This is a genomic window from Arthrobacter sp. K5 (assembly GCF_040448525.1).
Classification (GTDB): domain Bacteria; phylum Actinomycetota; class Actinomycetes; order Actinomycetales; family Micrococcaceae; genus Arthrobacter; species Arthrobacter globiformis.
This window is the reverse complement of the sequence record NZ_CP159279.1, coordinates 2,435,151-2,448,513: the sequence shown is the minus strand read 5'-3', so window position 1 is coordinate 2,448,513 and position 13,363 is coordinate 2,435,151. Positions and strand designations below refer to the sequence as shown.

The window sequence follows — 13,363 nt, the reverse complement described above, 5'->3', positions numbered from 1 at the left end:
ATGACTGCTATCCAGACTGAAGACCGTGCCTCCGGGCAGGCAAACAGCGGCGTCGAGCACGTCCTGACCCTGGACTGCCCCGAAGGCCCGGGCATCGTGCACGCCGTCTCCGGCTTCCTGCTGGAATACGGCTGCGACATCATCGACAACAAGCAGTTCGGCGACCGGTCCGAAGGCCACTTCTTCATGCGGGTGCACTTCGCGTCCGACGGGAACGATTCCACGCTGGAGCAGCTGCGTGCCGGCTTCAGCCCGGTTGCCGAGAAGTACAACATGAAGTGGCGGCTTGAACGGAATGGGTCCCGCCGCAAGGTCCTGATCATGGTCTCGAAGTTCGGCCACTGCCTCAACGACCTGCTTTTCCGGGCCCGCGTGGGGGAACTGCCCATCGAGGTTGTGGGCGTGGTTTCAAACCATACCGACCACCAGGCCCTCGTGGACTGGCACGGCATTCCGTTCTTCCACATCCCCGTCACCGCGGCCACCAAGCCGCAGGCAGAGGCGCGGCTGCTGGAAATCGTGGACGAGCTCGACGTCGAACTGGTGGTGCTGGCCCGGTACATGCAGGTTCTCAGCGACGACCTGGCGCGGAAACTGGATGGCAAGGCAATCAACATCCACCACTCATTCCTGCCCTCGTTCAAGGGTGCCAAGCCGTACCACCAGGCCTACGCCCGCGGAGTGAAGACGGTTGGTGCCACGGCGCACTACGTGAACGCGGAACTCGACGAGGGCCCGATCATCGCGCAGCAGGTGGTCGAGGTGGACCACACCTTCGGCCCCGAGGACCTGGTTGCCGCCGGTAGGGACACCGAGTGCAAGGCGCTCAGCAACGCCGTCCGCTGGCACTGTGAAGGCCGCATCATCCTGAACGGCAACAGGACCGTGGTCCTGAAGTAAGGACGCGTCCTCATATCCTGCCGCTTAAGCCGAAACGCTCCTGCAGTTCTTGCAGGAGCGTTTCGTTTTAAGCGACCAAAGGTGAGGACGCGTTTGGGGTGAGGCGACGAAAGGTGAGGGAGCGTGTCAGACGCCGAGCTGTTCGCGGAGCGCCTGGACGTGGCCCTGCGCCTTGACCTGGTACTGGGCCAGCGTGACCTTGCCTTCGGGATCCAGGACTACGGTGGAGCGGACGATGCCCTCTTGCACCTCGCCGTCGACGAGCTTCTCGCCCCAGGCGCCGTAGGCCAAGGCCACTGCGTGGTCCTCGTCAGCCAGCAGCGGGAAGGTGAGCCCGAAGTCGCCCGTGAAGTTGGCCAGCTTCTCCGGCGCGTCGGGGGAGATGCCCAGCACTGCATAGCCGGAGCCCTGGAAGGAGGCCAGGTTGTCGCGGAAGTCGCAGGCCTCGGTGGTGCAGCCGGGAGTTGCGGCTTCGGGGTAGAAGTACACGATGACGTTCTTGCCGCGGTAGTCGGCCAGCGCGGTCTGCTTGCCTTCGGCGTCCTGCAGGGTGAAATCCGGCGCCTGGGTTCCGGGCTGGAGCTTGGTGGTCAGTTTGGGGCTCATGGCATTCCTTCTGATGGATCTGGGTCGAGCGAAAAATCTGGTCAAGCACAATGACTGATATGGATAACAGCAGCCCTAGATACTGTATTCCGCCGGTCCGCGCACCGTGGCTGCGGGTCCGCAGATGAAGCGGTAGCCGCCGCCGCGGACCGTGGCGATCGCGTGCCGGCCGCCGAGCAGCTTCCGCCGTACCCGCCCCACGTAGACGTCGATGGAACGGGTGGCGGCGCCGGGGCTGTCGAACGACTCCAGGAACAGCCGCAGCTCCTCCCGGTCAACAGTCCGCGAGCAGTGCTCCACGAGGTAGCGCAGCAGCTTGAATTCGACGCCGGTCAGCGGCACCCGCTCGCCGTCCAGCAGCACTTCGGACCGGGCAAGGTCCACGGCCACCCGGCTGACGTGCCCAGCCGACGGCGGGAGGTGGGCGGCGCCGCCGTCGTCCGTTTCCGTGGACGACGGTACTGAGGAGTTCAGTTCCGCTGGTTCCGGTTGCGGGGAATCCTCCAGGGAGGACGACGGCGGCACGGGAGTTCCGCCGTCGGGCGCACCGTTGGGTTCCCCCTCCCCTGGGGGCCTGCCTGGGTGCGTCCCGGCGGCGGAAGTTGCAGCTCCGGCGGCGGGCCAGTGGACTTCCGCCTCCGGAGCAAATTGAAGGGCCCGCGCCAGCACCAGCTCGGCGGCCCGGGCCAAGACCGCCGGATCGATGTCCTGGCCTTCGGGGGGAGCTACCCAGACCGCCAGGCCGTGGGCTTTAGCAGTCCCCGGGGCCATGGCAGGCCTGTGGGCGTTGGCTGGTCTGGGGGCGTTGGCAGCACCGTGGGCCTTGGCGCCCCAGGGGGCCGAAGTGCCGCGCGGTGAATGGGCATGCACAGCCACCGCGCGGTCCTCAGATGCCGCCGCGGCGGATCAGCTTGCCGCCGGGGGTCTGGCCGTCCACCACGCTGCCGCGCAGGTAGGTGCGGCGTACGACGCCGGAGAGTGCCTTGCCGTCGTACGGGGTGATGGGGTTCTTGTGCTTGAGCTTGGAGACGTCCACCACGAAGGCCTCGTCCTGGGCGAAGACGGAGAAGTCGGCGTCGTAGCCCAGGGCAAGCTGGCCCTTGTTGGAGAGGCGGGCCAGTGCGGCCGGCTTCTCGGCCATCCACGAGACCACCTGTTCCAGCGGGATGCCGCGGTGCCGGGCCTCGGTCCAGATCAGGGACAGGCCCAGCTGCAGCGAGGAGACCCCGCCCCAGGCCACGGCGAAGTCGCCGTTTTCGAGGTCCTTCAGGTCCAGCGTCGAGGGGGAGTGGTCGGAGACGATGCAGTCGATGGTGCCGTCCTGCAGGCCCTGCCAGAGGAGCTCGCGGTTGGAGGCCTCGCGGATGGGCGGGCAGCACTTGTATGCGGTGGCGCCGTCGGGGATTTCCTCGGCCATGAGCGTGAGGTAGTGCGGGCAGGTCTCCACGGTGAGGTGCACGCCGTCGCGCTTTGCCGAAGCGATCATGGGCAGCGCGTCCGACGACGAAAGGTGCAGGATGTGGGCGCGGGCGCCGGTCCAGCGGGCGCGCTCGATCACCTCGGCGATGGCCTTGTTCTCGGCGCCGCGGGGGCGGGAGGCGAGGAAGGTGGAGTAGTGGGCGCCGCCGGGATGGGGTGCGTGGTCGATGGCGTGCGAGTCCTCGGCGTGGACGATCATGAGCGAGTCGAAGGACTTCAGCTCGCGCATGTCCTCCTCCATCTCGTCCGCCTCCAGGTGCGGGAACTCGTCCACGCCGGAGTGCAGCAGGAAGCACTTGAAGCCGAAGACGCCCTCGTCGTGCAGCGGCCGCAGATCGGCCTTGTTGCCGGGGATGGCGCCGCCCCAGAAGCCGACGTCCACGAAGGCCTGGTCCTCGGCCACCTCGCGCTTGAGCTTGAGGCCCTCCACATTGGTGGTGGGCGGGATGGAGTTCAGCGGCATGTCGATGATGGTGGTGACGCCGCCGGCGGCTGCCGCGCGGGTCGCGGAGGCGAAGCCCTCCCACTCGGTGCGGCCGGGCTCGTTGACGTGGACGTGCGTGTCCACCAGGCCCGGGATCAGGGTTTCGTCGTCGGCCAGTTCGATGACCTCGGCGCCCGCGAGGCCGTTGCCGAGCGGCTCGAGGGCCACAATCTTTCCGCCCCGCACGCCCACTTCACGGGCGGCGATCCCGGCGGTGGTGAGGATGCGCCGGCCCCGGATGACCAGGTCAAAGCGTTCTTCAGACATTCAGGGGCTCCTTCGTGTAAGCACTGTCGGTCAGGTGCACGCCGATGTGCTGACCCAATTCTTCAAGCAGTCGGCCTGCTTCAGCTATACATATCTCTACATTGCTTTCCAGTGCCGTCAGTGGGTAGACCTGCCGGAAACCGGATGTCTGCTGCTGTTCCGGCGTCAGCGTTGTCCGTCCGCAGACGGCGAGCACCGGCACGCCGGCCGCAGCTGCAGCGCGGGCTACGCCCATGGGCGTCTTGCCCAGAAGGCTCTGTTCGTCCAGGCTTCCTTCGCCGGTGATCACCAGGTCCGCGCCGGCCAGCCGTTCTGCCAGCCGGGTGAATTCAAGCACGACGTCGATGCCCGGGCGGCGTGATGCCGCCAGCGCCGCGATCGCGGCGTAGCCGACGCCGCCGGCCGCTCCGGCGCCCGGCGCGCTGGCGGCCTTGACCGCGCGCGGCCCGATCTCCGCGGCGAGAACCTGGACGAAGTTGGCCAGGGCCGCGTCGAGCTCGCCGACGTCGGCGGCGGTGGCACCCTTCTGCGGCCCGAAGATGGCTGCCGCGCCTTCCGGTCCGAGCAGCGGGTTGTCCACGTCGCTCGCGAGGATGAAGCGGGATTCCTCCAGCCGGGCGTCGAAGCCGGAGAAGTCGATGGCTGCCAGCTGCGCCAGCGCCGCGCCGCCGAGGGGCAGTTCGTTGCCGGCGGCGTCAAGCAGCCGGGCGCCGAGACCCTGCAGCACCCCAGCGCCGCCGTCGGTGTTGGCGCTGCCACCGACGCCGAGGATGATCTGCCGGCAGCCGGCGTCGAGCGCCGCGCGGATCAGTTCCCCGGTGCCCAGGCTGCTGGCAGTCCGGGCAGAGTCCGAACCCGGCCGCCCGCCGTCGTGCTCGGACACAGCGGAAGGCGGCAGGACGGCGAGGCCGGACGCGACGGCCATTTCGATCACGGCCTCCCGGCCGCGGACCGCGAACTCCGCCGTCAGCGGCTGCCCGGTGGGGCCGCTGACCACGGCGCGGCGGCGGGTGAAGCCGGAGCCGACGGCGGCGTCGAGGGTGCCCTCGCCGCCGTCGGCCACGGGAATCCGCAGTACCTCAAGGGTGCCCGGTCCCTCAGCGGTGCCCAGTCCCGCAGGGCCGGGGCCGTCCGCTGTGGCGGCGCCCTTCCGGAGCCCTGTTTCAAGGTGCCGGGCGACGTCCGGGGCGGAGAGTGAGCCCTTGAACTTGTCCGGCGCGATCACGATGCGCATTGCTTGCCTATCTTCGGTACTTTTGGGTGCGGCTGTATTGTCCGGCTGGGTGCCAGTCCTGCAGGTTGTTAGTCCTGCAGGGCCAGGATGGCGGTGGGGGCGTCGGCGGCGGAGGCTGCCAGGTCCTCGAACTCGTTCACGGCGTTGATCTCGAGGCCCATCGAGATGTTGGTGACCTTTTCCAGGATCACTTCCACCACCACGGGAACCTGGAACTCGCCCATCAGTGCCTTGGCCTTGTCGAACGCGGCCGGCATGTCCTCGGGGTTAGTCACGCGGATGGCCTTGCAGCCCAGGCCTTCAACCACCTTGATGTGGTCAACGCCGTAGCCCTCGGTCTCGGGGGAGTTGATGTTGTCGAAGCCCAGTGACACGTGGTAATCCATGTTGAACCCGCGCTGGGACTGGCGGATCAGGCCCAGGTAGGAGTTGTTCACCACCACGTGGATGTACGGCAGGTTGAACTGCGCGCCCACGGCCAGTTCCTCGATCATGAACTGGAAGTCGTAGTCGCCGGACAGCGCCACCACCGTCTCGCCCGGCTTGCCGCGCACGACGCCGAGGGCGGCCGGGGCGGTCCAGCCCAGCGGGCCTGCCTGGCCGGCGTTGATCCACTTGCGGGCGCCGAACACGTGCAGCATCTGGGCACCGGCGATCTGGGACAGGCCGATGGTGGACACGTAGGTGGTGTCCTTGCCGAATGCCTTGTTCATCTCCTCGTACACGCGCTGCGGCTTGATCGGCACGTTGTCGAAGTGCGTCTTGCGGTGCAGGGTGGCCTTGCGCTCGGCGCACTCGGCAACCCAGCCCTTGAAGTCCGGCAGGGTTCCGGCGGCCCGGCGTTCACGGGCGATCTCCAGCAGGCCGTCCAGGGCGGCGCCGGCGTCGGAGGCGATGCCGAAATCCGGGGAGAAAACGCGGCCGATCTGGGTGGGCTCGATGTCGATGTGCACGAACTTCCGGCCCGCGGTGTAGGTGTCCAGGCCGCCGGTGTGGCGGTTGGCCCAGCGGTTGCCGATGCCGATCACGAAGTCGCTGCGCAGGAAGTTCTCGTTGCCGTAGCGGTGGCTGGTCTGCAGGCCCACCATGCCGGCCATCAGCCCGTGGTCGTCCGGGATGGCGCCCCAGCCCATCAGGGTGGGGATGACGGGAACGTTCAGCAGCTCGGCCAGTTCCACCAGCTGCGCGGAGGCGCCGGCGTTGATGATGCCGCCGCCGGCCACGATCAGCGGGCGCTCGCCGGCCGTCAGCATGTCCAGGGCCTTCTCCAGCTGCTTGCGGGAGGCCTTGGGCTTTTCGGCGGGCAGGGGCTCGTAGGTGTCGATGTCGAATTCGATCTCGGCCATCTGCACGTCGATCGGCAGGTCCAGCAGCACCGGGCCGGGGCGGCCGGAGCGCATCAGCTGGAAGGCCTTCTGGAAGGCGCCGGGAACCTGGCCGGGCTCCAGGATGGTCATGGCCATCTTGGTGACGGGCTTGGCGATGGACTCGATGTCCACGGCCTGGAAGTCTTCCTTGTGCAGCTTGGCAACCGGGGCCTGGCCGGTGATGCAGAGCATGGGGATGGAATCGGCCCACGCCGCGTACAGGCCGGTGATCATGTCGGTGCCGGCGGGGCCCGAGGTGCCGATGCAGATGCCGATGTTGCCGTCGGCGGCACGGGAGTAGCCGTCGGCCATGTGGCTGGCGCCTTCAACGTGGCGGGCCAGCGTGTGGCGGATGCCGCCGTGGGCCCGCATGGCCGAATAGAACGGGTTGATCGCCGCGCCTGGCAGGCCGAACGCCTCGGTGGCGCCCTCCTTTTCCAGGATGGCGATGGCAGCGTCTACGGTGCGCATCTTGGTCATTGTGTACTCCTAAAATCTGTGGGAAAGCCTGTTTTTGGGTGTGCCGGGGGAGCCGCCGTCGTTATGTACGACGGCGGGTGCCCTGGTTTGTTGTTTGTTGTCCGCCCTGGTGGCGGCTGGCTTACTTCCGGCCGCTGAGCTGGAGGACCTGCTTGAAGAGTCCCGAGTGGTCCAGGCCGCCGTCGCCCTGGTTGACGGTGGCGGCGACCAGCTGGGCGACGACGGCGCCGAGTGGGATGGAGACGTTGGCTTCGCGGGCGGCCGAGGTGACGATGCCCAGGTCCTTGTGGTGCAGGGCCAGGCGGAAGCCGGGGTCGAAGTTGCGGTCCAGCATCTTCTGGCCCTTCTGGTCCAGGACCTTGGAGCCGGCCAGGCCGCCGCCGAGGACCTTGAGGGCGGCGTCGGTGTCCACGCCGTAGGCCTCGAGGAATGCGATGGCCTCGCCCAGGACCTCGATGTTGACGGCGACGATCAGCTGGTTGGCAGCCTTGACGGTCTGGCCGGAGCCGGAGGGGCCGACGTGGACGATGGTCTTGCCGACGGCGTTCAGGACGTCCTGGGCTGCCTCGAAGTCTGCGTTGTCGCCGCCGACCATGATGGACAGGACGGCGTCGATGGCGCCCTGTTCGCCGCCGGAAACCGGGGCGTCGAGGGGGCGGACGCCGGCTGCTACGGCGTCCTCGGAGAGGCGCTTGGCGACGTCGGGGCGGATGCTGGACGCGTCGATCCAGAGGGTGCCCTGCTTGGCGTTGGCGAAGACGCCGTCGGCGCCGCTGACCACACCTTCGACGTCGGGGGAGTCCGGCACCATGGTGATGACGACGTCGGCGTCCTTGACGGCGTCGGCGATGCTGGAGGCGCCCTTGCCGCCTTCGGAGATGAGCTTGTCGATCTTGTCCTGGCTGCGGTTGTAGCCGGTGACGGTGTGGCCGGCCTTGACGAGGTTGATGGCCATGGGCAGGCCCATGATTCCGAGTCCGATGACTGCAACATTGCTCATGATGGTTCTCTTTCTGAAGTCTGTGGTGGTTCTGGTCGTCGCTGGTTGAGCTTGCCGAAACCGAGATCTCGACAAGCTCGCTCAGCGGCTAGTTGGCGGCGTGTTCGCGGATCGCCCAGCTGAAGGCGGTTTCCTGCGGTTCCTTGTATTCGAGGCCGATGTAGCCGTCGTAGCCGAGTTCGCGGCTGCGGGCGATCCACTCGCCGAGGGGAAGCTCGCCGGTTCCGGGAGCCCCGCGGCCGGGGTTGTCGGCAATCTGGATGTGGCCGAAGTCCTTGGCGTGCTTTTCGATGACGGCGGCGACGTCGTCCCCGTTGACGGCCAGGTGGTAGAAATCGGCGAGCAGCTTGATGTTCTGCGCGCCGGATTCCGCCTTGACCCGGGCGATCACGTCGAGCGCGTCCTGGGCCTTGAGGAGCGGGTACCGCGGGGCTCCGCTGACGGGTTCGAGGAGGACGGTGCCGCCGATCCGGGCCACGCCTTCGGCTGCGGCGGCGAGGTTCCTGGCAGCCAATTCGTCCTGCTCCTCCGGGCTGAATTCCTCCTGGCGGTTGCCGTAGAGGGCGTTGAAGGCCGTGCAGCCGAGGCGTTCGCCGATGCCGGCGACGACGTCGATGTTGTCCTTGAACTCACCTTCACGGCCCACCCAGGAGACCAGGCCGCGGTCACCGCCCGGCATGTTGCCGGCGTTGAAGTTCAGGCCGGAGAGCTGGACGCCGGCGTCGGTGATGGCGCGCTCGAAAGCCGTGGTCTCGGCGTCGGAAGGGACTGAGCTCTCAAAGGGCCACCAGAACTCGACGGCGTCAAAACCCGCCGCCTTCGCGGCTGCGGGGCGCTCGAGCAGGGGCAGTTCCGTCAGCAGGATGGAGCAGTTCACTGTGTACGTCATCGTAGGTCCTTCCGGGGGAGGGGCTTTGATCTATCTTCCCTGCTTATCGGCTGTTCTACCGTTTCCGCTTTGTGGAATTTAGATTCTGCTTTATGAAAAGTGTAGGGAAGGGTTGGCAGGGTAGTCAAGGGGAGTGGTTAGGGTGAAAGTACGAAGCGGTCTGATAACCAGCGAGGAGCAGCCGTGGCCGCAGAATTCCGGATGACCGACGACGACAGGGTTGGCCCCGCCGCGAGCCTGGCCGAAGACATGCTCGAGCTGCAGTTGCTCACAGTGGAGGACAACGGACTGGGCGCCATGGACTGGGCTGACGGTGACGGCTCTCTGGACGGGTCGCTAACATCCCGCAGCGTTAAAGCCATCCTGAGGCTGCCTGGAAAAGCAGGAAGGGCCGGCACCCGTGGTGCCGGCCCTTCCTGAAATTTGACGTCCGTATTTCGCCCTGTCAGCCTAAGGGCGCGCCGCGTCGACGAGGACCCCGTCTATCCGCGACAGGATGCCGGGCCAGCCGTTGCCCATGCCCTGCAAGGCCTGCTGGCCCATCGGGGTATCGAGCTTGAAGCCGGCGTGCTCCAGGTGCAGGACTGTGCCGTCCTCGACGGGTTCAAGCGTCCACGTGATGGTGGTGTCTAGGGCGCCTTCGGCAAACAGGAATTTGATGGACGTGCCGGGGTCAACGCTGAAAACCTCGCACTGCTGGGTGCCCCAAGCTCCCATGTCGAGGGTGAAGCGGTGGCCGACGGTGGGGGCGATGTCACCCGGCGCCCACCAGCGGGCGAGCAGTTCCGGCGTCGTGATTGCCTTCCAGACCGCCTCCGGTGGATGCGGGAAGTGGCGCGTGAGGCGGATCGTGTTGTCAGTCATGATGGGTTCTCCTCGTCAAGTAGGTCGCCCAGCGCGTCGAGGCGCCGGCTCCAATAGTGCTCGTAATGCTTTAGCCAGCTGCCCACCTCGGCCATGCCCTCGGCCTGCAGGTGATACACCCGATGCCTGCCGCGCCGCTCTTCCCGGACGAGTCCGGCCTCGCGGAGCACGGCGAGGTGCTCCGATGCTGCGGAGCGGCTCTGCTCGAGCAGACCCGTGAGGTCGCCGGCTGTCCGCGGGCCGTTGCGGAGCTCGTCGAGGATCGTGCGCCGTGCCGGGTTGGCCAGGGCGCCGAAGATATCGGGAAGCACGCCTGCAGGATATGTCGGAAAAATCCGAAATGAAAGCCGGGGCCGGTCAGCCGAGTCGGTGGCCCGAACAAATCTGCACCACTTTCCCGGCGGTGCCGGCGCTGATTCCGTGGTTTCCGGGGGGGGGTCCCTATGCTTTTCGTCAAGCGGCTTGGGTGGGTTTCTCCTCGTAGAGAGTGCCGTTTCTGAGCATGGAGTAGATAACGTCGCAGCGGCGCCGGGCCAGGCAGATGACGGCGGCGTTGTGCTTCTTTCCCTGGTCCCGTTTCTTTTGGTAGTAGGCCTTCGAGGCCGGGTGGTGGCAGCTGGCGATCCATGCGGATCTGAACAGGGCGTTCTTGAGCTGTTTGTTGCCGGAGCGGGCAGGGAATTCACCGCGGATCGAAGTGCCGGAGCGCCGTGTGACAGGGGCGATGCCTGCGTAGGCGGCGAGGTGTCCTGCGGAGGTGAAGGTGCCGGCGTCGCCGATGGTCAGGAGTATCGTCGCTGCGGTCTTGATGCCGACTCCCGGCATGGACATCAAGACCTGGGAAAGAGGGAAGTCATCCAAGAGCTTTTCGACTTCCTCGGCCACGATGACCCGCTGGTGTTTGAGCTCCTTAATTTGCGCCGCGACACGGGGGATGACCAGTTCGACGGCTTCGGTGCCGATGACCGTGACGGTCTGCTCGCCCAGCGCCGTGAAGATCGCGTCGATGAGGTTCACAGGGTCCTTCCGGCTGTGGTTCCGAGCCCAACGCAGCACATGGCCCCGGCCAGCGGCCCGCAGCCCGGTGGGTCCGGAGTACTTGATGAACAGCTCAAGGACCAGGGCGCGAGTCAGCACGGTTCCTGGGAAGACACGCTCCAAGGCGGGGATAATCTGCAGCAGCAGGGACCGCAGGCGGTTGATTGCCCGGGTGCATTCGTGGGTCAGATCGGCGTCGAATCCGGAGAGCACTTTCAGCGCCGCGAGCACCTCACTGTCCCGGTCGACGGCCCGCAGCGTGTGCGGCATCGCACGCGCCGTCTCGGCGATGATGAACGCGTCCCGCGCATCCGTCTTGGACTTTCCCGGGTACAGGTCAGCGGCTTTGCGCATCGCCAGGCCCGGCAGGTAGGCAACGGTGCAGCCGCAGTCGCGCGCCACCGCTATCGGCAGCGCGCCGATCGTGTTGGGCTGGTCCACGATCACCAGCACCCTGCCGTGCTGCTGCAGGCCGGTGAAAAGCTCGCGCAGCCGAGCCTCGTCCTGCGGCAACGGCTTGTCGAAGACCCTCTCGCCGACGGCGTTCAACGCCGCGGCGTGATGCTCAGACTTGCCGACGTCCAGCCCGCAGTAAACCTCGTACCCTTCGTCCATCCGGCGCTCCTTTGCACCATTCCTGGCCGCAGTCACGACACCCGATGCTGGCACCCACGTTACAAAGAGACCTTGCCCCACGGAAGGAGCTGGCCGTGTCCCTATCAGCAGTCAACGCGTGTCTCCGAACCTGGCGACAACACCCCCCGGATCATCAGTGACAGGGCAAGAAAGTCATACCAGGTCCAGCGACCAAATCCCCGGCCCTCGGGGACGGAATAAATGTAACGGGGTGGGTCCTCCGGCTGTGCAGCAAAGCGGTGCAGATTTGCCGGATATTCGCTTGATTTGGGGATCCGGGAAACCTGAAAAGCCCTGTTTTACGGGGCTCCGGGCTCGTAAAATAAAGGTGGGGCCGACGGCAAGAGCCCCGGAGAGCGATCCTTACGAGCCCGGGGCGCCTTCCCAAACGCCGCCGGCCCTTATGAATGCCGCCAGGTTCCGATCCGGTCACGCTCCGGCGGCAACTCTTCCCGCAAAGTCACGACCATGTGACGATGGGGCATGGGCGAAGAACTTATGGCGGCGGCACCCTCCGGCGGTGGCGTTCCCCGCAATCCAACGGCCGGACTGATCCACTCCGAAGGCTCCGAGGCAACACGGAAGATGCGTGAGCAGGCCAAACGGCGTCGGGAAGCAGAAGCGAAACTGCAGCTGCACCTGATGGAAACCCGCAACAAGTCAGCAGGAACACCGGACCCCGCGCTCTGACGGGTCCTGCCTGCTATACGGGCTCAGCCACATGCGCCGCTGCAATGAATGAACCCTGCCCCTGGGAAACCGGGGCCGGCAGCTTGCTCGGGGCGCCCAGGGCGCGGTAGTCCCAGCCGGCGGCGCGGTAGGCCTCGGCGTCGAGTGCGTGCCGGCCGTCGACGATGTTCCGCCGCTGCACCAGGGCGCCGAGCGCGGCGGGGTCCGCCCGGCGGAAAACGTCCCATTCGGTGAGCAGGGCCACGATCTCGGCGCCGGTGACGGCGGCTTCGAGGGTGTCGGCGTAGGCGAGGTCCGGGTAGGCGCGCCGGGCGTTGTCCATGGCTTTGGGGTCGAACACCGTGACCTTGGCTCCGGCCTGGTGGAGCATGCGGGCCACGTCGAGGGCGGGGGCGTCGCGGATGTCGTCGGAGTCGGGTTTGAAGGCTGCGCCGAGGACGGTGACGTGCACGCCGGCCAGGTCCCCGCAGGCCATTTCCGTGATGAGGTCCACGGTGCGCTGGCGGCGGCGCTGGTTGATGGCGTCGACCTCCTGCAGGAAGCCCACGGCCTGCCCGACGCCGAGCTCCCGGGCCCGGTGGGTGAAGGCGCGGATGTCCTTGGGCAGGCAGCCGCCGCCGAAGCCGAGGCCGGGTGTGAGGAACCGGCCGCCGATGCGGTTGTCGTAGGAGAGGGCCGTGGCGAGCTGGTTGACGTCGGCGCCGGTGGCTTCGCAGATTTCGGCCATCGCGTTGATGTAGGAGATTTTGGTGGCCAGGAAGGAGTTGGCGGCGGCCTTGACCAGTTCGGCGGTGGCGGGGTCGGTCTCCACCACTGGGGTGCCGTCGGCGATGATCGGAGCGTAGCAGGCTGCCAGCCGATCCCGGGCCCACTCGGACGCCACACCGAACACGAGCCGGTCCGGGTGCAGGGTGTCCTCGACGGCGTGCCCTTCCCGGAGGAACTCCGGGTTCCAGGCGAGTTCGGCTTGATCACCCGCGGGCGAGCTCGACCGGAGGAATGCTGCGAGCCGCTCGGCGGTGCCGATGGGCACGGTGGATTTGCCGGCGACGAGGCAGGCCCTGTCCAGATGCGGTGCCAGCCGGGCGAGGGCGCCGTCCAGGAAGCGGAGGTCGGCGGCCGGCGAGTCGGGCATCTGCGGGGTACCGACGCACAGGAAATGAATATCTGCGCCCGCCGCGGCGGAGAAGTCGGTGCTGAAGCTTAGCCTGCCGCACGCCAGCATCCGGTGGAGCAGTTCCTGCAGTCCCGGTTCGTAGAACGGCAGTGTTCCACTGGCCAGTGAACGGATCTTGTTCTCGTCGACGTCGATCCCCACCACGCTGTGCCCCAGCAGCGCCATGCAGACCGCGTGCGTGGCGCCAAGGTACCCGGTCCCGATAACGGACAGCGACAGCGCGTCCGCTTCCCGCCTTGGGAAATTGATCAT

General features: G+C 67.1%; 14 protein-coding genes. 3 read left to right on the top strand and 11 right to left on the bottom strand.

Annotated features, from left to right (window positions below):
- Positions 1–900, top strand: a complete 900-nt coding sequence (gene purU / locus ABRP34_RS11130; RefSeq protein WP_353713272.1) for a formyltetrahydrofolate deformylase — start codon at positions 1–3, stop codon at positions 898–900.
- Positions 901–1,026: 126 nt separating this feature from the next.
- Here purU and bcp read toward each other — a convergent pair whose 3' ends face one another.
- From bcp to ABRP34_RS11095, 7 genes are all read right to left on the bottom strand, one after another.
- Positions 1,027–1,506, bottom strand: a complete 480-nt coding sequence (bcp, locus tag ABRP34_RS11125; RefSeq protein ID WP_003806269.1) for a thioredoxin-dependent thiol peroxidase — start codon at positions 1,504–1,506, stop codon at positions 1,027–1,029.
- 75 nt (positions 1,507–1,581) lie between these two features.
- Positions 1,582–2,382: a winged helix-turn-helix domain-containing protein gene (locus tag ABRP34_RS11120; protein ID WP_353713271.1), complete on the bottom strand. Its 801-nt coding sequence runs from the start codon at positions 2,380–2,382 to the stop codon at positions 1,582–1,584.
- 10 nt (positions 2,383–2,392) lie between these two features.
- A complete protein-coding gene (gene allB, locus ABRP34_RS11115; RefSeq protein WP_306926227.1) occupies positions 2,393–3,736 on the bottom strand; it encodes an allantoinase AllB in 1,344 nt (447 codons plus the stop codon).
- The gene (locus tag ABRP34_RS11110) at positions 3,729–4,970 is read right to left on the bottom strand and encodes a glycerate kinase (protein ID WP_003806264.1); all 1,242 of its coding nucleotides are present in this window, start codon (positions 4,968–4,970) and stop codon (positions 3,729–3,731) included. The genes allB and ABRP34_RS11110 overlap by 8 nt, the downstream gene beginning before the upstream one ends.
- A 68-nt stretch (positions 4,971–5,038) precedes the next feature.
- Positions 5,039–6,817: a glyoxylate carboligase gene (gcl, locus tag ABRP34_RS11105; RefSeq protein WP_353713270.1), complete on the bottom strand. Its 1,779-nt coding sequence runs from the start codon at positions 6,815–6,817 to the stop codon at positions 5,039–5,041.
- 121 nt (positions 6,818–6,938) lie between these two features.
- Positions 6,939–7,817, bottom strand: a complete 879-nt coding sequence (locus ABRP34_RS11100; RefSeq protein ID WP_353713269.1) for a 2-hydroxy-3-oxopropionate reductase — start codon at positions 7,815–7,817, stop codon at positions 6,939–6,941.
- Positions 7,818–7,905: 88 nt separating this feature from the next.
- Entirely contained in the window at positions 7,906–8,706 is an 801-nt protein-coding gene (locus tag ABRP34_RS11095; protein ID WP_353713268.1) for a TIM barrel protein, read from the bottom strand.
- 183 nt (positions 8,707–8,889) lie between these two features.
- On the opposite strand from ABRP34_RS11095, the gene ABRP34_RS11090 reads away from it, so the two are divergent.
- On the top strand, positions 8,890–9,126 hold the full coding sequence (locus tag ABRP34_RS11090; RefSeq protein ID WP_353713267.1) for a hypothetical protein: 237 nt from the start codon (positions 8,890–8,892) through the stop codon (positions 9,124–9,126).
- Between the two features lie 30 nt (positions 9,127–9,156).
- Here ABRP34_RS11090 and ABRP34_RS11085 read toward each other — a convergent pair whose 3' ends face one another.
- From ABRP34_RS11085 to ABRP34_RS11075, 3 genes are all read right to left on the bottom strand, one after another.
- Positions 9,157–9,570 (bottom strand): SRPBCC domain-containing protein, encoded by a 414-nt coding sequence (locus tag ABRP34_RS11085; RefSeq protein WP_353713266.1) that lies wholly within the window; start codon positions 9,568–9,570, stop codon positions 9,157–9,159.
- Complete coding sequence (locus tag ABRP34_RS11080; protein WP_353713265.1) at positions 9,567–9,881, bottom strand: metalloregulator ArsR/SmtB family transcription factor; 315 nt, start codon at positions 9,879–9,881, stop codon at positions 9,567–9,569. The genes ABRP34_RS11085 and ABRP34_RS11080 overlap by 4 nt, the downstream gene beginning before the upstream one ends.
- A 142-nt stretch (positions 9,882–10,023) precedes the next feature.
- Positions 10,024–11,223 carry an IS110 family transposase gene (locus ABRP34_RS11075; protein WP_353713264.1) on the bottom strand — a complete coding sequence of 400 codons (1,200 nt, stop codon included), beginning with the start codon at positions 11,221–11,223 and terminating at the stop codon, positions 10,024–10,026.
- Positions 11,224–11,727: 504 nt separating this feature from the next.
- Here ABRP34_RS11075 and ABRP34_RS11070 point away from each other — a divergent pair.
- Positions 11,728–11,934, top strand: a complete 207-nt coding sequence (locus ABRP34_RS11070) for a hypothetical protein (protein ID WP_003806251.1) — start codon at positions 11,728–11,730, stop codon at positions 11,932–11,934.
- A 13-nt stretch (positions 11,935–11,947) separates the two neighbouring features.
- On the opposite strand, the gene ABRP34_RS11065 is transcribed toward ABRP34_RS11070, so the two are convergent.
- The gene (locus tag ABRP34_RS11065) at positions 11,948–13,363 is read right to left on the bottom strand and encodes a UDP-glucose/GDP-mannose dehydrogenase family protein (protein ID WP_353713263.1); all 1,416 of its coding nucleotides are present in this window, start codon (positions 13,361–13,363) and stop codon (positions 11,948–11,950) included.